General features: G+C 53.3%; 18 protein-coding genes. 9 read left to right on the top strand and 9 right to left on the bottom strand.

Annotated features, from left to right (window positions below; genetic code table 11):
• Positions 1 to 1347: a Na+/H+ antiporter NhaC gene (gene nhaC / locus V5G20_RS21075; protein ID WP_031932227.1), complete on the bottom strand. Its 1347-nt coding sequence runs from the start codon at positions 1345 to 1347 to the stop codon at positions 1 to 3.
• A gap of 322 nt (positions 1348 to 1669) precedes the next feature.
• Here nhaC and V5G20_RS21070 point away from each other — a divergent pair, with 322 nt between their 5' ends.
• Positions 1670 to 2086, top strand: a complete 417-nt coding sequence (locus V5G20_RS21070; protein ID WP_024983165.1) for a VOC family protein — start codon at positions 1670 to 1672, stop codon at positions 2084 to 2086.
• A gap of 198 nt (positions 2087 to 2284) precedes the next feature.
• On the opposite strand, the gene V5G20_RS21065 is transcribed toward V5G20_RS21070, so the two are convergent.
• Positions 2285 to 3235: a cation diffusion facilitator family transporter gene (locus tag V5G20_RS21065; RefSeq protein ID WP_003388023.1), complete on the bottom strand. Its 951-nt coding sequence runs from the start codon at positions 3233 to 3235 to the stop codon at positions 2285 to 2287.
• A 293-nt stretch (positions 3236 to 3528) separates the two neighbouring features.
• Between V5G20_RS21065 and V5G20_RS21060 the strand changes: the two genes are divergently transcribed.
• From V5G20_RS21060 to V5G20_RS21045, 4 genes are all read left to right on the top strand, one after another.
• Positions 3529 to 4452 (top strand): NAD(P)/FAD-dependent oxidoreductase, encoded by a 924-nt coding sequence (locus V5G20_RS21060; RefSeq protein ID WP_003388022.1) that lies wholly within the window; start codon positions 3529 to 3531, stop codon positions 4450 to 4452.
• 25 nt (positions 4453 to 4477) lie between these two features.
• Positions 4478 to 4723 carry a glutaredoxin family protein gene (locus V5G20_RS21055; RefSeq protein ID WP_003388021.1) on the top strand — a complete coding sequence of 82 codons (246 nt, stop codon included), beginning with the start codon at positions 4478 to 4480 and terminating at the stop codon, positions 4721 to 4723.
• A gap of 42 nt (positions 4724 to 4765) precedes the next feature.
• Positions 4766 to 5314: a peroxiredoxin gene (locus tag V5G20_RS21050; RefSeq protein WP_024983167.1), complete on the top strand. Its 549-nt coding sequence runs from the start codon at positions 4766 to 4768 to the stop codon at positions 5312 to 5314.
• A 132-nt stretch (positions 5315 to 5446) separates the two neighbouring features.
• Complete coding sequence (locus V5G20_RS21045; protein WP_024983168.1) at positions 5447 to 5995, top strand: hypothetical protein; 549 nt, start codon at positions 5447 to 5449, stop codon at positions 5993 to 5995.
• A 72-nt stretch (positions 5996 to 6067) separates the two neighbouring features.
• Here V5G20_RS21045 and V5G20_RS21040 read toward each other — a convergent pair whose 3' ends face one another.
• From V5G20_RS21040 to V5G20_RS21015, 6 genes are all read right to left on the bottom strand, one after another.
• A complete protein-coding gene (locus tag V5G20_RS21040; protein ID WP_122958641.1) occupies positions 6068 to 6796 on the bottom strand; it encodes a hypothetical protein in 729 nt (242 codons plus the stop codon).
• Positions 6797 to 6966: 170 nt separating this feature from the next.
• A complete protein-coding gene (locus V5G20_RS21035; protein ID WP_003388016.1) occupies positions 6967 to 7437 on the bottom strand; it encodes a GNAT family N-acetyltransferase in 471 nt (156 codons plus the stop codon).
• A 6-nt stretch (positions 7438 to 7443) separates the two neighbouring features.
• Positions 7444 to 8757: a YheC/YheD family protein gene (locus V5G20_RS21030; protein WP_338462071.1), complete on the bottom strand. Its 1314-nt coding sequence runs from the start codon at positions 8755 to 8757 to the stop codon at positions 7444 to 7446.
• Positions 8758 to 8795: 38 nt separating this feature from the next.
• On the bottom strand, positions 8796 to 10169 hold the full coding sequence (locus V5G20_RS21025; RefSeq protein WP_024983170.1) for a YheC/YheD family protein: 1374 nt from the start codon (positions 10167 to 10169) through the stop codon (positions 8796 to 8798).
• A gap of 15 nt (positions 10170 to 10184) precedes the next feature.
• Positions 10185 to 11264 carry a YheC/YheD family protein gene (locus tag V5G20_RS21020; protein ID WP_039071185.1) on the bottom strand — a complete coding sequence of 360 codons (1080 nt, stop codon included), beginning with the start codon at positions 11262 to 11264 and terminating at the stop codon, positions 10185 to 10187.
• A 4-nt stretch (positions 11265 to 11268) separates the two neighbouring features.
• A complete protein-coding gene (locus V5G20_RS21015) occupies positions 11269 to 12684 on the bottom strand; it encodes a YheC/YheD family protein (protein ID WP_122958642.1) in 1416 nt (471 codons plus the stop codon).
• Positions 12685 to 12777: 93 nt separating this feature from the next.
• On the opposite strand from V5G20_RS21015, the gene V5G20_RS21010 reads away from it, so the two are divergent.
• Together V5G20_RS21010 and V5G20_RS21005 are read left to right on the top strand one after the other, a co-directional pair.
• On the top strand, positions 12778 to 13935 hold the full coding sequence (locus V5G20_RS21010) for a DUF445 domain-containing protein (RefSeq protein WP_003388011.1): 1158 nt from the start codon (positions 12778 to 12780) through the stop codon (positions 13933 to 13935).
• A 207-nt stretch (positions 13936 to 14142) separates the two neighbouring features.
• Positions 14143 to 15453, top strand: a complete 1311-nt coding sequence (locus tag V5G20_RS21005) for a DRTGG domain-containing protein (RefSeq protein ID WP_003388010.1) — start codon at positions 14143 to 14145, stop codon at positions 15451 to 15453.
• Between the two features lie 443 nt (positions 15454 to 15896).
• Here V5G20_RS21005 and V5G20_RS21000 read toward each other — a convergent pair whose 3' ends face one another.
• Complete coding sequence (locus tag V5G20_RS21000) at positions 15897 to 16208, bottom strand: YtpI family protein (RefSeq protein ID WP_003388009.1); 312 nt, start codon at positions 16206 to 16208, stop codon at positions 15897 to 15899.
• 181 nt (positions 16209 to 16389) lie between these two features.
• Between V5G20_RS21000 and V5G20_RS20995 the strand changes: the two genes are divergently transcribed.
• Both V5G20_RS20995 and V5G20_RS20990 read left to right on the top strand, forming a co-directional pair.
• Complete coding sequence (locus tag V5G20_RS20995; RefSeq protein WP_221175480.1) at positions 16390 to 16482, top strand: putative holin-like toxin; 93 nt, start codon at positions 16390 to 16392, stop codon at positions 16480 to 16482.
• Between the two features lie 255 nt (positions 16483 to 16737).
• Positions 16738 to 20166 carry a DNA polymerase III subunit alpha gene (locus tag V5G20_RS20990; protein WP_338462067.1) on the top strand — a complete coding sequence of 1143 codons (3429 nt, stop codon included), beginning with the start codon at positions 16738 to 16740 and terminating at the stop codon, positions 20164 to 20166.
• Positions 20167 to 20282: the final 116 nt, after the last annotated feature.

Here is a 20282-nt window from a genome sequence, read left to right as displayed (position 1 = left end):
TTATCTCCTGATCCAGGCAAACAAAAAGGTAAAGAGCGGCGACAGCCAGAGGAACAGGGCGTACGGCAAATAATCCAGTGTTGCCACATGCAGGGTGGAAGTGAAAAATGCACCGCTTACGCCCCATGGGATCAGGGGATTGATCAGCGTACCGCAATCCTCCAGCGTGCGGGAGAGCCTTACGCGAGAAATGCCTCTGGATTCGAAGGAATCACGAAACATCTGCCCCGGCAGCAGGATGGAAAGGTATTGCTCGCCAGTCAACCCGTTCACGAGTATGGAGGACGAGCCTGCCATGGTAATGATGCCGCCCTCGTGCCTGATTCGCTTGAGCAAGGAACCAAAGAGGGCATGAAAGACTCCGCTTCGCTGCAACAGACCGCCTAGCGAAAGGGCGATCAGAATCAACGACAGCGACCACGTCATCGACAACAGCCCGCCGCGGTTCACGATCGAGCCGACGATTTCATTTGAAAACTCGCCGTGGAATCCGTTCTGCATCACGGAAAGCCACGCAAGCGGCGAGTGTTCTCCCTGGAATATGGCTGCGGTAACAATTCCGCTGGCGATACCCGCGATCAGCGTGGGCAGGATCGGTTTGCGCCAGAGGGAGCACCCGATCACGACCACAGCGGGCAGCAGTGTAAAGACCGACAGCGAGAAGTGCTTCTCCAGCTCCGCCTGGATAAGCGCGATGTTGGACAGATTGACGGCGTCAGGCTGGCCCTGAAAGGCAAAAAAGACAGCCGTCAAGACAATCGCAGGTACCGTCGTTCGGGTCATGAAACGGACGTGCGACATCAGGGGAACACCGGCTACAGCCGCAGAAAAATTCGTCGTGTCGGACAACGGAGACATTTTGTCCCCGAAACAGGCCCCTGAAATGACGGCACCAGCCGTAACAAGCGGGTCCATCCCCAGTGCAGTGGCTACCCCCATCAACGCTACCCCGACCGTACTGACAGTCGTAAAGGAGCTTCCTGTGGCTGTTGAGACGAGAATGGTCAAAAACAGAGCGCTGATCGTAAAATACTCCGGCGAAATCAAAGAAATCCCGTAATACAAAATGGTCGGCACCGTCCCGCTCATCATCCAAACACCGATCAGGATGCCGATGAGAGACAGGATGAGCAGGGGGGCGACAGCTGACTGAACGCCTTTGATAATGCCCTCCTCCATCTCCTCCCACGTCACTCCGAAAAGGCGGATAAAAACCGCGGATGCTACGAGAGCGGTCAATAATGGCATATGAGGCTCTGCTTTTCCGAAAAACAGGGCGGGAAACAATATGGCAAAGACAACAAGCAAAACAGAGAGGCTCTGCCCAAAGGTGATCGATTTGTTCATGGCAATAACGACTCCTACTCGTCTGCACCGCCGCTTTTGTGCGGCTATGCTTTTGTGCTTTTTCGCTTTTTCGCGTTCAAGCGATAGGGGTACTTTAGCTTGAATGGTTGAATACGTCAATGCGTTCGGCAGTTTTCGCAATCGCAAAATAATTATGTAAACAGTATATTCGTCTAATTGGCAGAAAGTCTCGAATAAAGGAAACGAATTTGTCTGCAGATTGCAAACATAGCAATTCATAAGAAATGAAGCCAAAAGGCACATGCTAGAATAGGCCTATCTTGCCAAACCAACCGCAAAAAATAACGTAGAGGTGATTGTCGTGGGACTTCAAGCGAAAATGACGTTTGTGAATCTTCCAGTAAAGGATCTGAACAAATCCATCGACTTTTTTTCGAAAATCGGATTCGAATTCAATCCCCAGTACACAGATGAGAATGCTACCTGCATGATTATCAATGACAACACCTTTGTCATGCTGCTGGTCGAGAGCTTCTTCCAGACATTTACCAAAAAAGAGCTGTCCGATGCAACAAAAACGACGGAAGTGATTATGGCGTTATCGGCCCAGAGCAGGGAGCAGGTCGATGAGATTGTGAACAAAGCGCTGGAAGCAGGCGGAAAAGCTTCAAATGACCGCTTTGACCACGGCTTTATGTACGGCTGGAGCTTTCAGGATATGGACGGCCATCTGTGGGAAGTCATGTATATGGATCAAAGCGGCGGCGAAGCCGTTTAAGAAGCGAATAAGCTAAAAAAGCAAAAAAGCAAAGAAGCGAAGAAGCACGAGCACGCTATCGCCGGCAGCTTGGCGGGCCATTTCCACACGCAAATATGAACAGGTGCCGACTCGCACAAAAAGCCGCTTTCCCGGAATCCCGGAAAAGCGGCTTTTATTATTGACAATGGCTGCCAGCCAGGACGCAAAGCAATCGGATCAGGAAGAAAACTGCCCCTCCCGCTGCTGCAGGAACATCTTCCCGTACTCTCCGTGATCGTGGAATTGCGCATGCTCCACCTGGATCGTGGAGTGATTGATGCCGTACTTGTTCTTCAAAGTCTCATTCACTGCCAGGATAACGCAGAACGGCTGAATATCTTCGCGGACAAACACGTGGGCGGTAATCGAATAATGGTCAGTCGAAATTGCCCAAAGATGCATTTCGTGCACGTCCTCGACACCCTCCACCGCCGCTATGTCCTGGCGGATTTCTTCGAGGTCAAATTTTTCCGGAACGGATTCCATAATAATCAGGTACGATGCCCGGATGATCTTGGCTCCACCGGTAAAGATGATCGCGCCGATCACCATACTGATCAACGGGTCAAAAATGGTGAAGCCGGTAAAGTAAATGATGACGGCGGACAGGATAACCCCGACCGAGCTGAGCAAATCCCCGATGAAGTGCCACAGGGCGCTCTGGATGTTCAAATTTTCCTCTTCTTTCGAACTGCGGCTCAAGACGACGGTCAGGATGATGTTGACGACCAAGCCGATGGAGGCGATCGTCAGCATCAGCTTGAGATCCACGTCCTGCGGAGTGATCATCCGTTTGATCCCCTCGATGAAGATTCCTACCGCGATGACGGCGAGCGCCGCTCCGTTGAGAAAGGATGCGATGATTTCAAAACGAAGGTATCCAAAGGTATAGCGGCTGTTCGGTTTCCGCGAGGCCATGTAGATGGCTGTCATGCTCAGTCCCAGCGCCAGGACGTCCGAGATCATATGTGCGGAGTCCGACAGGAGCGCGAGCGAGTTGGAAAGCAGTCCGCCAACGATTTCAACGATGGTGAAGAACAGGGTAATGAACAGCGTAATCCACAGTGTCTTTTTGGACGTCTGCTGGTCTTTGACGTGATCGAGATGGTGATAATCCATGTTTTTCATCGGCATGTCTGTCTTCCTTTCATATATGAAGTGAGAAACAGTTTCATCCCCTGTAAAGCGCGAAAGCTGCCATCTAGTGGCAGCGTTCGTTACCTGGATTTTCATTTTGGGTGATTTTTGAACAGTTTCCTCCTTTAAAAAGTAATGCATCTTTTGGAAAGAAGCAAGAGCAATTTGCCCTTTATTTAAAATAATTACAAAAAGATATTGACTTTTATATTGTATTGGGTAAAATGATAACTGTTACTAGTTAATAATAATTATAAAATATGGATCGTGAGGTGAATGCGTGCATGTACGATGTAATCATCATCGGCGGTGGACCAGCAGGAGCATCTGCAGCGATTTATACGGCGCGCGGCAACTTAAAGACACTGGTGATCGACAAAGCACCCAATACGGGGGCCTTGGCGCTGACACATAAAATCGCCAACTACCCAGGGGCGGAAGGCGAGATGACGGGAAAAGAGCTGCTGGATATTATGCGCAGGCAGGCGGAGAGCTTCGGTGCGACATTCCTGCAAACAACGATTACCGCTGTGGATGTGGAGGATGAAGTCAAAAGCATCTACACCGCAGACGGCACATTCGAGGCTAAGGCCGTGATTGTGGCAACCGGCTCGAAAGGGCGCAACCGCATGCTCCCTGGCGAAGAAAAGCTGCTGGGCCGAGGCATCAGTACCTGCGCTACGTGCGACGGAGCTTTTTACCAAGGAAAAAGTGTTGCGGTGATCGGGGATTCCGAGGAAGCGCTGGAAGAGGCGCATGCACTGACCAAGTTTGCAGACAAGATTGTCTTCATCGTTCCCCGGGCTGAGCTCCAAGGGGTAGACGAAGTACCCGAGCTGCCCAAAACGGAATTTTTGTTCCGCACTCGTCCCGTGGAAATTGTCGGAGAGCAGTCTGTCGAAGGTGTTCAAATACGCCACGCAGATGGCAGGGAAGAGCTCGTCTCGGTGGACGGAGTGTTTATTTTCCTCTCGGGAAGCAAGCCCGGAACGGATTTCCTCGAAGATCAGGTACCGCTTGATGATGAAGGCTTCATGATCCTGGATGAATTTATGCAGTCCTCTGTGCCGGGAGTATTCGGCGCGGGCGAAGTTCGCAAAACGCCTGTCAAGCAAGCAGTGGTGGCAGCCGCTGACGGAGCGATCGCGGCCATGGCTGTCGACAGGTATATCAACAAACGGAGCAAGATCGTTCCCCAATACAAATAAAACCCTCGGCAAGGAGAGAGTGAACATGGCACAAGCAATCGTATATTCCAGCACAAACTGCGGTTTTTGCAAGCAGCTTAAAACGTATCTGGAAGAACAAAACATTTCCTATGATGAACGCAATATTGACGAGAATGAAGCCTACCGCGAAGAGCTGGCCCGTCTCGGAATGATGTCTGTTCCGTTGACACTGATCGGCGAAAAGCAGATTCTCGGCTTCAACCCGAATCGGATCAAGAAAGCGCTGGCTGCGCTTGAAGCAGCCGAATAATCAGGAACAGACATCTGTAAAAATGAGAGGAGCTGGACATCAATGAGCGATCGCGTACAACTGCAAGTAGGAAAAAAAGCACCTGATTTTAATATGGTGACCACAAAAAATCTGGAGACGCTGGAGGAGCGCGCGACTCTGGCGGATTACAAAGGGAAGTGGCTGATCCTGTTCTTCTGGCCGTTTGACTTTACCTTTGTATGCCCGACAGAAGTGACTTCCTTCAGCGACAGCATCGCGGAATTTGAGGATCTGGATTGCGAAGTACTGGGTGTATCTGTAGACAGCGTGCACACTCACCGCGCATGGATTCGCACCCCTCGCGACCAACAAGGCATCGGAGAGGTCAACTTTCCGCTTGCCAGCGACATCACCAAAAAGACTGCGGAAGCTTACGGCGTTCTGGATGAAGAGACCGGTGCCGCTCACCGCGGACTGTTTATCATCGATCCGGAAGGCATTCTCCGCTATCAGGTTGTTACCGACATGAACGTCGGCCGCAGCGTTGACGAAACGCTCCGCATCCTGCAGGCGCTGCAGGCTGGTGGCCTTTGCCCGGCAAACTGGAAGCCAGGCATGAAAACCCTGTAAGCAGTACCCATAGTAGCAAACCCCTGCCCGCTGACCGCCATCAGCGGGCTTTTGCTCTTTTTAGCTGGTAGGGTACAATGAGAGAAAGAAAAGCCGTCAGCGAGAATTACGAAGAGAAGAGGCGAGCTGCTTATGCGAGATGTACAAAACCGGTACCAGGGGTTGCCGCCGCGCACACCGGAGATGCTCTACAACATCGTCCGCAAATTTTACCGGGGAGCTGTGAACCACTACGATCTGATCCAGGAGAAGAAAGCGGATGTGAAGCGGGCGCTGGCAGAGTGGACAGGCGCAAAGGAGGATGAACGGCAACAGCGGCAGCAGGCGGTTAACGGGGCGTTGACGACGCTGTTTTTGGAGTTTCACTTCTATGTAACGTGCTGGCTGCAGATCGAAATGGCGCTCTACCGTCTGGCGAAAAACGATGAACGACACGCCCGGATCATGGAGCAGTTTCGGGGCGTGCTGGAAACCCATGTCAACGTCCGCCATTACCTTGAGCAGCCGGAAAAATGCGTAGATGCCCAATGGGAAGGCGATCCCAAAAATCGGCGACTGCCGGGAGCAGAACGGGATTTGTACCAGTTTGGAGAGATCCTTTTTACAGTGGACAATCAAAGCCTGGAGAGCTTGCATGCCCTGTACGAAGCGATTGCGGCAGTACGTGCCGAAAGCGAGTAGACGTAAAGCGCAAAAACAAGACCGTCGGACTTCGCATCCAGACGGTCTTGCTCGCTATAAGCGTAGTTTCATTTAGAAGCCAGCGAAATTATAACCGGCATAGGGGGCTTGCTGGCCTGCATTGAGAGCGCGTACTTCTTGCACGTTCGTGCCTGCGAAGCCTGGCTGGAACACAGCTTGTACACTGCCGCCAAACGGCGCTGCAAACGATTGCTGCGGCTGCGCCTGGAAGCCAAAGCCTGCACCGAACGAGGAGTAGCCTGGCTGATTCAGATGGCGTACTTCCTGAACGTTCGTACCAGCGAAGCCGGGAGAGAAGATGCTGCCGACATTGCCTGCTGCGGGTCCGGCAAAGCCTGTATAGGCATTGTTGAAGCCTCCGCCAAAGGAGGTGTTATTCCGGGCCTGCACTTCTTGTACATTCGTACCGGCAAAACCAGGAGAGAAGATTGATTGTGCCGATCCGGCGAATTGCTGCTGATAGCCAGCCTGGGCTTGCGGATAGCCAAATGCGGCTTGCTGATAGCCTGCGCCAGGACCAAAGGAAGCGAATCCGACTTGGTTCTGTTGACGTACCTCTTGGGCGTTCGTGCCGGCGAAGCCAGGTTGGAAAACAGCTTGTACCCCGCCAAAACCGCCTTGCACAGGAGCTCCGTATGTAGATGCTGCCGGAATTTGTCCACCGTTATTCAAGTAGCGGACCTCTTGTGCATTCGTACCGGCAAATCCGGGTTGAAAAACGGCGTTGGCAGAGCTGGAAAAAGGAGCTTGTTGGATCGGCAAGTAATTTTGAAAGGTCATTTTGACCACCTCCATTAACTATATTTTCCAATGTTTAGTAGCTGATTCATCCCCCCCTGTTAAAAGAGAATTCGGATTTGTGCTGTTTGTGAAAATATCTGCATAACAAAAAAACTCTCCCAAGGTACCGGTCAAAACGGTCAGCTTGGGAGAGTAAGGGCAGAAGGGCACTACCCCGCAGACACCTGCAAATCCTCGGGAGTCCATTGGCCGTATGCGAGCCATAGAGTAGGCTTGCCGGTAGGGCCGATACATGCTTTTGCCGGCGCAAATCCGAGACTGCGGAATAAAGCAAGGCTCGGTTCGTTGTCGATCGCGATCCTGACATAAAGCTTGGGCAGCAGCCTGCACATCCGGGAAGCCATCGCCTTGCCGATTCCGTGCCCTCGTCTCCGCCTGTCGACGACAAGGAACGAGTGGGCGAGCCCGCACTTGGAGACGGCGAACAAGCCGACCAGACGCTTTCCTTCGACAGCTGCAAGCAAGACGGCTTCCTGTCTTTTCAGTTTTTCCGGAGTCAGCTCTGCCAGCCAGTCGCGCGCCTCTGCCGTAATCCGGCGTTCACCCTCCAGCCTGACAAAGCGGAGCAGGGTAGCTTTGATTGATGTCAAGGCAATGGGGGACACCTTGATGATTTTCATTGTGTGCTACCCCGAAGCAAGCTCCCGATTGTTCTGGAGCCGGGAGACGTATTGCGAGTAGTGGATCAGATTGGAGAGCGAGGTCCGTCGGATCGTTGGTTCGTCAAATTTTTCCGGCTTTGCATTTGCTTCGAACAACCAAAGCTGCCCTTCCTTTGTCAGCCCCATATCCATCGACATTTCTGCAAGTCCCTCAATCGCATGATTCAAAGCGGAGGCAATGGTCAAGGCCGTCTCCTTTATTTTGCCTTCAATCTTGCCGGCATCCTCCTTGAAGATCGCTCGCAGGACGGTTCCCAGAGAGTGGATCGAGCCGCCGCGCGGGACGTGGGTCGTTATGCTCTGGATACCTGCCCGGCGAATGCCGATGCCAGTCACTCCCCATTCCCCTTTGCCGTTTTTTTGGACCAGAACGCGGACGTCAAATGGCTTTCTCAAGTAATGCGCCCGATGGATTCCCTGCTGCATGATGTAATGCTTGCCGCGTGTGTGCCCTTTTACATGCTTCCAAACACCTTCGAGAGTAGAAAACTGGCGTGTAACGGCTTTTTGCTCCTTGAGCCGCTGTACGAGCCAGTGGTCTCGTTTGTGCTCCACCCGCATGATTCCCTCTCCTGCTTTCCCCAGTACCGGCTTTAGATATACGAACCGATGCTGGTTGCAAAACAGACGGAAGCGTTGGAGAGAATCAAACTTCTTTGTCTCCGGAAGAAAAGGGGTTACTTCGGTATAATTGCTCAGCTTTTGAAACAGTTTTTGCTTATCGAAAAAGCAGCGGTTGAACAACGTCACATTTTGCAAGCTGTCGATCTGGTTCAATGTCGCCTGCACATCCGAGCGTTTTTCCGCTTTGCGTGAAGGAATGCGGTTATACACCACATGGGGAAAGGGAAGGTCTGCCTCCAGCCAGTGATCTTGTTGTTCGTCGTAGAGGAAGCCGCGGACGCTTTTTTTGTCCCAGTTGATGCTTTGCGGAGTGAAGACATACACGAGAGCACCGAGCTTTTTGCCGGAGAGAGCAATGTCTTTAAAGTTTTGTCGATTGCCAAAAAAATGTTGACCGTTTCCCACTGTCAAAATCCCGATCAACGGGCCCAGCTTCAGGGTGTCATTCACTGTTCTCCAGTTGATGCGGGTGCGAATGCGGCCTGGCTGCCGTTTGGGAAGGCCGAGGTACACGCGTTTGGGCGTATCAAACGCTCCCAGTCTGGAGTACAGCTGTTTGCGTCCGCGCAGGATATGAAGATTTTGACGCGGTAACTGCAAAAACCAACGGCCGCCGGGGAAGATGGTCAACCACCCGGAGCGCAGTTGAGGCATGGGTGTTCCTCCTTCCTGTACGGTGGTTTGGTCGTCTGTCAAAAGTTGGCGAGGTAGCAGCTGTAGTCGACCAGCAGGTTTCTCGACTCAATGTCCGCTTGTTTGAGCCGGGCATGCTTAAAGATGGAGCGTCCAGGCTTGGAGTTGGCCTCGAACATCCAAACATGTCCGTGCGTATCAATGCCCATATCCAGACCCAGCTCGCCGAGGTCCATCCCTTTTGCCTGTTCGATGGCAGTCGCCAACCGGATCGCTGCTTGCGAGACGCGTTCTTTCATCAGGCCTTTCTGCTTGCCGAACAAGTAGTTCAGCAACTCGTCTCCGGGGATTACCGTGCCGCCTGTACGGACATGCGTCGTCACACTGCCTGAACCGGCCACCTTTGCGGCCATGCAGGATACGACCCACTCATTTTGCAGATTTTTGTGGAGATGGACCCGGAAGTCAAAGGGACGGCCGTGGAATGTCAGCAGCGATATTCCCTGTTGGGCCAGGTAGGCGCTGGCTCGGCGCGTACGGAAGACATGCTGGTACAGTGCGGACAGGGTTGTGAAGCGCCGTTTCACATTTCCTCCCCCGTTGTGATAGGACACGTCATATCCTTTGCCGGGAGAGTGAACGATCTTGACGATGCCGTAGCCCAAGCTGCCGTTTTTCGGCTTGAGATAGACGATCGGGTACTTGCGCAGCAGCGAGCGGACAGTGGCTAAAGACGGGGAAGGGTACGTTTCGGGTATAAATTCGTTTACTTCCGGGTTGGGATAGAGGAGCTGGTGGACTCCCCATTTGTTGAAAAATCCTTGATTGAACATCGGCGTTGAATAATTGGCCAGCTTCAGCTTGAATTCCTGAACTGCTTCATGGCGCTCGGCTGACCGAGACGGTATCCGGTCGTAAACCACATCTGGAAGAGCAGTATTCATCTTTTTCCAGATGTATCCGCCTTGCTTGCTCGGCCGCAAAAACCAGGCATTCACGCGATTGGTCTCCCAGTCGACTTCATTTGGCGCAAAGATGAAGTAGAAGACGCCTTTTCCTTCCTGGGCCTGGAGCAGTTTTTGGAAAAATGATGTGCGCTGGCCAATCGGTTGGCGGGCGTTTTGTTTGAGGCCAGTGGTGACGATGCCGATTGCGGGACCAATCCGCAGGGTTTCTCCTTCCTTCTTCAACTGAATCAGACCACCGTGCGGGATGCCCAAATTTGTTTTCAGCATGCTGGTTACTTTGACGACATTGCCTTCTTGATTACGACGGTCTTGAAAAATGGTAGCCACCACTTCCCGTTTCCCCAGAGAAATCCTGATTTTTTGCCGTGGACGAAGCTGCAGCTTCGTAACAAGTGCAGACGGCAGGATAATGCCGGATAAATGGGGATAAGACAGGAAGCGGAGCCGCACTCTGATCGATTCCATGCTTATATTTACCTCCTACGCATGTTTCATAAGATAACGGGCGTAGCGGACCGGTTGAGTAATGGAATGAAGCCTTGCCTTGGGATCATCAATCATTCGGAAAACCGTACGCCCCGGCCTGCTGTTCACCTCGATGATCCAGATATTCCCTGACGTATCGATGCCGACGTCAATCCCAAGCTCGACAAGTCGGCCGTGTTCAAGCTCCAAAAAGGGAGGCAGTTCTGCTACTAACTGATCGAGCTGCATCTCAATTTTGCTTCTGGTCTTCTCGGAAAAGTGCTTGGCGAGAAAGATCGGCAGCGGGGCCGCCTTTCCTCCGCCGTGTAAATTGGACGTGATGCTTTGCTTGTTTCCCAGCCGTACGGCTTTTCCGGTCGTTTCCCATTCGCCGTTTCCATTTTTCTGTACCAGCACGCGGACATCAAACGGCGTGCCGTCTGGTGTATGCAGGGAGAGATAGGGCTGTACGAGAAACGTCCGTCCGCCGATAAATCCGGCCAAATAGGTGTTTAACCCATTCTGGGTGCGAATCGTTTTGGAGAAAGGCTGATTTTCCAGATTGCGGCCAGTGAGATGGTAGCTGTCTCCGGTCTGATCGATCCGCACCACACCGATTCCATGTGTGCCGGCAATCGGCTTGATGATGGCAGAGCCGTGCCGCTTGAGTGTCTGCTGGAGCTTGGGGAAGGAAAAGAGGCTTGTAGGCGGAAGCCATTTTGCAAGCAGAGGCGATTTTATCAGCATCTGATGCACCTGCCATTTTCCCGACAGCCCATGCCCCAAAAACGTGATGGATGGATCGTTTTGCAACTTCTCTACGAATGGTTTATAGTGGCGGTAGGAAGGACCAACAAAGCAGCGGTCATAGATATAGGCGGGCAACGGAAAGGTTCCGCTCCGCCAGCTGCCGTCGCGATATTCAAACCCTGTCACCGTGCGTGTGGAAAAATCCACCTGGCGCGGAGAAAAGACGAACACGCGGATACCGGCTTTGCGACCGATCAAGGTCAATTTTTTGTAATACCCTTTTTCGACAAAGGAAGAGCCGCGGCAAATCGTAATGATGCCCAGGCTTTTTTGGTTTGCCAACATAAGGTCACCCTCGTCTTGATTTCTTGCGTGCTTCTGATTTGCTTTTCCCTGACCGCGGGAAGCCGCTCAGGTAGGAGGAGTAGTCAAGCATCCGCAATACGGATGGTCGCACCCGTCTGGACGTTCCGTCTTCTCCGCCTTGCATCGGGAGGGAGTTTGTCGTCTTGGAAGGCTTGCTGTTCACTTCGAGCAGCCAGACGTGTCCGCGGACATCTACTCCCAGATCGATCCCAAGCTCCGCGTAATGGCCACTGAGCGATTGTTCCAGCAGCTGTGACAGCTTGAGTGCAACGCTGCGCAACGTTTGGACGGTCGGGCGCGCACTTGTCATCCAGGGACCGCATATCCGAAGAGCATAGGCGGGTGCAGCCATGGAGCCGCCGCGGGATACGTTGGATACGACCCGGTTCTGTCCCAGCCTGGCGACCATCGAAGTGATTCCCCAAGCACCCTGCCGGTCCTTTTGCACCAGCACTCGAAAATCGGTTGGACGCTGCTGGATGCCGATGAGGGAAAGCCCTTGCTGAAGCAAATATTTCTTGCCTTTGGTTTGCTGATACAGATGACGGTGCAGGTCGCTGATGCTTCCAAACTGTCTGGAGCCGCCGCCGGAGCGGCTTAGCTGATAGCCGCCACCTGTACGGCGAATGCGTACAATTCCCCGCCCCATGCTTCCGTTTACCGGTTTGGCATATACCGTCTTGTGGGACTGGAGCATGCTTTCCAAGTCTTGTTTGCTTTGATAGAGGATGGTGCGGGGCAGATGCTCGGAAGCACCCGGCTCGTTTTCCAGAGCGGTATGCACGTGCCACTTATTCAGAAACTGTTCATTAAAAAACGGGATATTTGCTTCCTTGCACCGCTGCATCCAGTCGCTCATCGCTTCGCTGCGCTCTCGCCGGCGAGATACCACGCGGTTGTAGATGCACTGCGGAAGCGGCAGAATCACTTGCCTCCATTGCCCATTTTGCCGTACCATACCCCTTACAATCCCGGTATTCCAATTGACGTCTTGCATCCGGAAGATGCAAACGATTCCCCCGCGTTTGCGGCAACTGTCGGCCACCTCATTGAAGAACGGGGTGAGTCCGCCAAAAGGGGATAAAGAGTACTGGGGATTGTACGCGGATACGAGAATGCCCAGATAGGGTCCAAAAACAAGACGCTGCTGGCTCGCTTGATAACGTACCAGCAGGGGAACTCCCTTGGGCAGATGAAGCATCTGGGCAAGAGACGGACGGATCAGGGAATTTCGGGCTTGCTGCAGGCCGCTTACTTTGGCCCTGGCAGTTTTGCTGCCAAACTGAACAGTGACCGAAGACGGTGTGAGATTCCATTTGCGCATGTGCGCCTGGGGCAGGTACAGGTCGGTGTCTGTTTTGGGTTCGTACGATTGCAAAATGACTGGAACATACGACATGGCAATCCCCTTCCCATCAGGCATGAAGTTGGTCTATTTTATGAGCAGGCACTTACTTTGGTTCCATGCGGAAAAGAGAGGTTGTTAATGTAGATGAACGTTTGGATGCTGGCAATAAACGTAATCGTGGGCTCCGCCATCGGCGGCATTACGAATGAACTGGCTATTCGCATGCTGTTTCGCCCCCATCGCCCATGGCGAATCGGCAGGTGGCAAGTGCCTTTTACGCCTGGGCTGATCCCGCGCAGACGGGATGAGATCGCGGTTCAGATGGGACGATTGGTCCAAGAGCATCTGTTGACCAAGGAGGGTGTGAAAAGGGCTCTCGCCCAAGCAGAAATGGAGCAAAATCTGAGCTTGTGGCTGGAGAAAGCGGCCCGGGGATGGATGGAGGACAGCCGCACCCTACACCAGTGGACACAGACTTTGTATCCGCAAGCAATCGATGAAAATGGGCGTATCAGCGAGCATATTCGCCTGCCGGTAAAACAGGCCTGGGAGAAGTGGCTTCAATCCCGGCTTGCCGAATATCGGGAAAAACCGCTGCGCCAGATGATTCCCGAAGCGGGGATGGCCAAGCTGGAAACGGCTTTGGAGGAAGTGAGCCGCCTCTTTCTGGAAAAGTCACGCGCCTATCTGCATTCCCCGGAGGGCCTGCAAACGCTGCAGCAGATGATTCGCGGACTCGTCGGCGGTGGCGGGGGGATGTTCGGCGGTCTGGTCAATATGTTCCTCGGAGATGAAAAGATCATCGGAAAGCTTCTGCCTGCGCTGGACGAGCTTTTGACCAATCCGGCCCTGGCCCGGAAAATATATGAGGTCCTGCGCGTAGAAGCCGACAAGCTGCTGGACAAGACAGTCGGAGATGTGGAGAATTGGATCGGGAGCGAGCAAATCCAGTCATGGTCGGATGCAGCCTTCTACAAATTGGAGGAGCAAGTGCTCCGCTGGGCAGACAAGCCTCTGTCTGAGTTGTTGGCCCCGCTCCGCGGGACAGTCACTACAGTGCTGATCCCCAAGGTATCCGGCTGGCTGGTAGAGACGCTTGAGAAAAACGTGGAAAAGCTGTTTGACAGGCTTCCGATCCGCGAGATCGTAACACGGCAGGTGGAAGGTTTCCCGATCGAGAGGATTGAAGAGATGGTTGTCGGCATTTCGGGACGGGAATTTCGCATGATTACGGTACTCGGATTCATCCTCGGAGGCATGATCGGGCTTGTGCAGGGCCTGTTATCCCTTTTGTTTGGGTAGTTTTGTCACATTGAAACGAAACTGTAAACGGCTTGTAATCATCCTGTAATATTCCAGGGGTAAGATAAAGACACGATGAAAACCCCCTTAATGATATACTTTCTGCCGGAGTAGCCGAAAAGCTACCCTTTTTTTTTGTCCGCTCATCGGGTATATTGTTCCAAGGAGATTGCGTGTATGGAGAAAGGGGAGGGGGGCACGAAACAGATGGCAACCAAACATGAACAAATCCTTCAATATATAGACAAGTTACCGATCGGGTCAAAAATTTCGGTGCGCCAAATCGCCAAAGATCTGGATGTCAGCGAGGGAACGGCTTACCGTGCCATCAAGGAAGCGGAGACACAAGGATATGTAAGCACGATTGAGCGTGTCGGGACGGTCCGGATCGAGAAAAAGCAAAAGGAAAACATTGAGCGGCTGACGTTTGCCGAAGTCGTCAACATCGTCGATGGCCACGTACTCGGGGGCCGGGAAGGACTGCACAAGACGCTGAACAAATTCGTCATCGGCGCCATGCAGCTGGAAGCGATGATGCGCTATATCGATGCGGGCAGCCTTCTTTTGGTCGGCAACCGCTATCAAGCACATAAAATCGCGCTGCAGCAAGGGGCTGCTGTCTTGATTACCGGCGGCTTCGATACAAGTGAAGAGGTAAAGCAGCTGGCGGACCGCCTGGCGCTGCCGATCATCTCGTCGAGCTACGACACATTTACAGTCGCCGCCATGATTAACCGGGCCATTTACGACAGGCTGATCAAAAAAGAGATCGTAATGGTCGAAGATATTTTGAAGCCGTTGGCAGAGACGCCGGTATTGCTGCCTACCGATCCGGTAGCCAAGTGGCATCAGTATACGGAGCTGTACCACGATACGCGTTTTCCGGTCGTGGACGAGCAGATGCGCTTGATCGGAATCGTGACGTCCAAGGACATCATCGGCCACGATCAAACGGCCTCTATCGACAAGGTGATGACGAAAAATCCGATTACCACTTCGCCGCGAGTCTCTGTTGCGTCTTCCGCCCATACGATGGTGTGGGAAGGAATCGAGCTGTTGCCGGTGGTGGACAATTACCGCAAGCTGGTCGGGGTGCTGAGCCGCAACGACGTGTTGAAAGCGCTCCAGTACACGGCCAAGCAGCCGCAGATGAGCGAGACCTTCCCCAATTTGATCATGTCCCATTTCCGCGAAGAGCGGCAGGGTGAGGATATCGTCTATACGGGAGAGGTTACGCCTCAAATGACCAACCATCTGGGGACAATCGCCAGCGGCATCATGACGACCGTGATCGCTGAGGTCGGCTGCAACCTGCTGCGCATCCACCGAAAAGGGGATATGGTGCCGGAAAACATCACCGTCTACTTCTTGAAGCCGGTTCAGATGGAGAGCCGGATTCACGTCCGTCCGCGTCTGCTCGACATCAGCCGGCGCTTCGGGAAAGTCGAAGTGTCCGTCTATCAAGGAGAGCAAATGGTAGGGCAGGCGATGGTGACTGCACAGATTATTGACCGGTAGGATCGAACCGAATAGATGAAACAAAAAGGAAGGGAGCCTACATGCTCGCCTTCCTTTTTTCTCGCAAATATTTATCTGGCGCTGCTGAGGAGGAAGTTGATGATGCCAACGAACACCAGAAAGCCGAAGAAACCGATCAGTCCATACCCCAGGTAGAGCAGTAAATGATTCGGTGATTGCTTGCGCATACAGTCCAAGCCCCCCTGCATAACAGTTTCGTTTTGCTATGTATTACGAACGAGAGTGGAAATCGTTTCCAAGAAAATAAAAAGGACAACCGTCGGCACAGCTCTCCGGTTGTCTGAAGCATAGAATGTCACACACGCCCATTATAGCGCAAGAAAAAAACGTTTAGCCAGAAAAAACGGATGGGAATAAAGGAAAAGCTTCCCGTTTTAAAAGGATAAGGCGCGCAAGCCCCAAAGCTTACAGCTCCACCATGGTCAGGAGCTTTTCTTCACTTCCGCCTGCCAGGCAGCCCGATAGCGGAGATAGTTGCGTGTGCCCAGGACCAGGTTGATCACTCCGACGAACAGGAGCAGCAAAGCGACAAAGATCCGAATCTTGTCCAGCTCATCAAAGGAAAATTGGTTCAACCCGAACAAGGTGACCAATACCCCGAGCGATATATTCATTTTGCCGAGCGTCATTCTGGAGACGAGCGGGTGAATGCCTCGCTGACGGGCTGTCACGCTGTAATAGACGCTGGCCACCAACGATGCGATCACGCCCGTCATATAGGTAGCAAACCACATAAATGGATTCATCCTCTCCTGGAATCTAGGATAATCCTACTAAAGTTTGCAAAACAGGTCAAATCGGGTATGGGAATGTTTGTTCTGGTTATACTTTGTGGTATAATTTTCTTGTACAATCCGGACAGCTTGCCAGGGGCAGCGAGCTCATCCCCACTTTGGAAGGAAGGGGGGTGATGCCATGACTGTATTCGAAGCCATCAGTCTTATGCTGTCTTTCGGTTCCCTGGTCGTTCTACTCGTCACCCATGATCTGAGCAACAAAAAGAAGTAGCTCGCACCTGACGGATCTTTTCGGCGAGCTACCTCTTTCCGGCGGGCCGCTCCTCTGCGGGCACCGATTGTACTTGACCGGAGCGCGGCAACGCTTCGGTCCTTTTCTTTCACTATACCTTCCGCACGCGTGATTGTAAAGGCAGGCCGCGCGGATGCGGGGTCTTTGACCGAAGCGTTTTTTATCGGGAACCACTTCGTTATAATGAAGAGAGAAAGAAAAAGAAGACGGGAAAGCAGGAAAGGGAGAATCGAGATGACCCCCTTTGTGCATTTGCATGTGCATACGGAATACAGTTTGCTCGACGGGGCGGCACGAGTGGAGAAGCTGGTGCAGCGAGCCGCAGAGCTGGGAATGAAAGCGTTGGCTGTGACGGACCATGCCAATTTGTATGCGGCTGTCCCCTTTTACAAGGCCTGTAAAGAAGCGGGGATCAAGCCGATCATCGGGATGGAGGTCTATGTAATAGAAGGAAACCTTCAGGATCGGGTTCGGAGTGCGCCGCCGCCCAGCCATCTGGTCTTGCTGGCAGAAAATCAGGAAGGGTACGCCAATCTTTTAAAGCTGGCCACAATCGCAGGCACGGATGGTCATTTTATTTTGCCCCGTTTGAATAAAGAGGCGCTGGCGAAGCATAGGCAAGGCTTGATCGCTCTTAGCGGCTGCAGGGAAGGAGAGGTGGCCAGAGCTCTGCTGTCTGGCGATGCGGAGGAGGCCAAACGGGCAGCTTTGTGGTACCGGGATGTATACGGCCCGCAGCATTTTTATCTGGAGCTGCAGGATCACGGGCTGGAGATCGAGCGCCGCCTCAATCAGCGCCTGCTCAGACTCGGTCATGAGCTGGGACTGCCGCTCGTGGTCACGAACAACGTCCATTACGTCTACCAAAAGCAGCACCGCGAGCATGATATTTTGCTGGCGATCGGACAGGGAAAAACGGTCGATGAAGAAAACCGTTTCCGCTACGAGACGGACCAGTACTATCTGAAAAGCGGCGAGGAGATGGCCAAGCTGTTTGCCCATGTGCCTGGTGCACTGGCCAATACGGTAGAGATTGCGGAGCGCTGCCAATGGGAATTGTCGTTTGGACAGCACATCCTGCCGAAATATCCGCTGGAGGAAGGACAGGATCCGACAGCATATTTGCGCGAGCTGTGCGAGCGGGGCTGCATCGAGCGTTACGGGACGATGACGGATGAAATCCGCGAACGGCTCGATCATGAGCTGTCCATCATTACCCGCACAGGCTTTACGGACTACTTTCTGATCGTGTGGGACTTCATGCGTTTTGCTCATGAAGCAGGAATCGCGACGGGACCGGGAAGGGGATCGGCGGCGGGCAGTCTGGTCGCCTACGCCCTCAAGATCACGAATGTCGACCCGATTGCGTTCAACCTCTTGTTTGAGCGGTTTCTCAATCCCGAGCGGGTCACGATGCCTGATATCGACATCGATTTTTCCGTGGAGCGGCGGGATGAAGTGATCCACTATGTAGCGGACAAATACGGACGTGACCGCGTTGCCCAGATCATTACCTTTGGAACGATGGCCGCCCGTGCAGCGGTCCGCGACACAGGCAGGGCGCTGGGCATGTCGCTGGCACTGGTAGACCGCGTGGCGAAAATGATCCCGCAGTCGCCGGGAATGACGATCGACAAAGCGTTCCAGCTCAATCCGGACCTCGGCAAGCTGTGTGCGGAAAATGTCCAGGCACGCCAGTTGATCGAGACGGCCAAGGGAGTAGAGGGGCTGCCGCGTCACGCCTCCACGCATGCGGCGGGAGTGGTTATTGCCCCTGAACCGTTGACTGCGTATGTCCCGCTGCAGACAGGCAGTGAAGGCTTGGCCCTGACACAGTTTCCGATGGAGGATTTGGAGGAAATCGGGCTGTTGAAAATGGATTTTCTCGGCCTGCGCAACCTTACCATTATTCAGGAAGCGCTTCGGCATTTGCGCCAGGCTGGCGTAGACGTGGACCTGGAGAACATTCCGCCGGACGATCCGAAGACATTCCAGATGCTCAGCCGCGGAGAGACGACCGGTGTCTTTCAGTTGGAGTCGACCGGCTTTCGCAATGTTTTGCGGGACCTGAAGCCGACCGGACTCGATGACATCATCGCCGTACTGGCGCTGTACCGTCCGGGGCCGATGGAGATTATCCCGCAGTACATCCGGGCCAAACACAAAGAGAGCTCCGTTCAGTATGCTCATCCCGATCTGGAGCCGATTCTGAGGGAAACGCATGGCTTCATGATCTACCAGGAGCAGATCATGCAGATTTCCTCCCGACTGGCTGGCTTTAGTCTGGGCGAAGCGGATATACTGCGGCGCGCCGTGGGCAAGAAAAAGCGGGAGCTGTTAAACGAGCAGCGGGAAAAGTTCGTCGCCGGCTGTATCCGCCAAGGCTACGGGGAGAAGTTTGGCCACGAGATTTACGATTTGATCGTCCGTTTTGCCGATTACGGATTCAATAAAGCCCATTCCGTCGCTTATGCGATGATTGCCTATCACATGGCCTATCTCAAGGCCAACTATCCGCTCGCGTTCATGGCTGCCCTCCTTTCGCTGTCCATCGGCAGCCAGACGAGAATTGCGGAGTACACGGAGGAGGCGCGCCGCCTGCATTTGCAGGTATTGCCGCCTGATGTAAATGAAAGCGAGGCTTACTTTACGGTCAGCCGCGATGCCATCCGCTTTGGCCTTGCAGCCGTCAAGAACGTCGGCTACGGAGCGATTGAATCGATTGTGCGGGAGCGGGCAAAACGGCCGTACCGCGACTTGTTTGACTTCTGTGCCCGGGTGGACGGACGACTGGTCAACAGGAGGGTCGTCGAATCATTGATCCTTTGCGGCGCGCTGGACTCGCTGCCGGGACACCGGAGCCAGTTGATGGTGCTCCTGGACGAGGCGATGGGCAAGGCGACAAGCAAGCGAAGCGAACGGGATGCCGACCAGCTCAACCTGTTTGCCGGAGACAGCGAAGCGGATTCCCTCCGTCAGCCGTCGGAATATCCGGAGGTGCCGCCTTTTTCCAGCAGCCAGCAGCTGAAGGAGGAGCGCGATCTGCTCGGCGTCTATCTGTCCGGCCATCCGCTGGATCAGTATTCGCATCTCTTCAACCGGCCGGAGGTGCACGCCGTATCGGCTCTGTCCGAATGTTCCCGGGAGCAGACCGTCAAGATCGTCGGCATGATTACGGAGGAAAAGCGCATCCAGACCAAAAAAGGGGAGCCGATGGCGTTTCTCATGCTAGAGGACAAGACAGCCCAGGTGGAGACCGTTGTCTTTCCAAAGGTGTATGCCAAATACGCGGAGCTGTTGAAAAAAGAGCAGGTCGTCGTAGCAGAGGCGCGGATCGATCATCAGGACGACATCGTGAAGCTGATTGCCAACCGCTTTTGGGATGCCGCCTCGCTGCCCAAGCCATCCATGGAACCCGTGTTGTTTGTCAAAATATCGGCAGAGCAGGAGCATGATTCGACGCTTCACAGCCTGCAGCGCCTTTTTGTCGAAAAAAGAGGTACGATTCCCGTCGTTCTGTACTACGAGGGGAAAAGACGGACAATTCGCCTTCCGGATGCCATTCGGGTAGAGGTGGACGAGTCATTTTTGGAGCAAGCGCGAGAAATTGTGGGACGTGACAGCGTAATTCAAAAAGAATTGCCCGTAAACGGGGGAGGATGACCAAAGTCCTCCCTTTTTTGCCGATTTCGAGAGGTTTACAGGAGAAACGGTTTTGCTATAATGAGAACATAATTTAAAAAAGTGGTCTGACCACTAAGCGCAGGTTCAGTATAGAT

The sequence above is a fragment of the Brevibacillus borstelensis genome (genome assembly GCF_036700025.1).
Lineage (GTDB): Bacteria > Bacillota > Bacilli > Brevibacillales > Brevibacillaceae > Brevibacillus > Brevibacillus borstelensis.
Note: the sequence above shows the minus strand (reverse complement) of the source record. Positions and strands in the feature narration are given on the sequence as shown.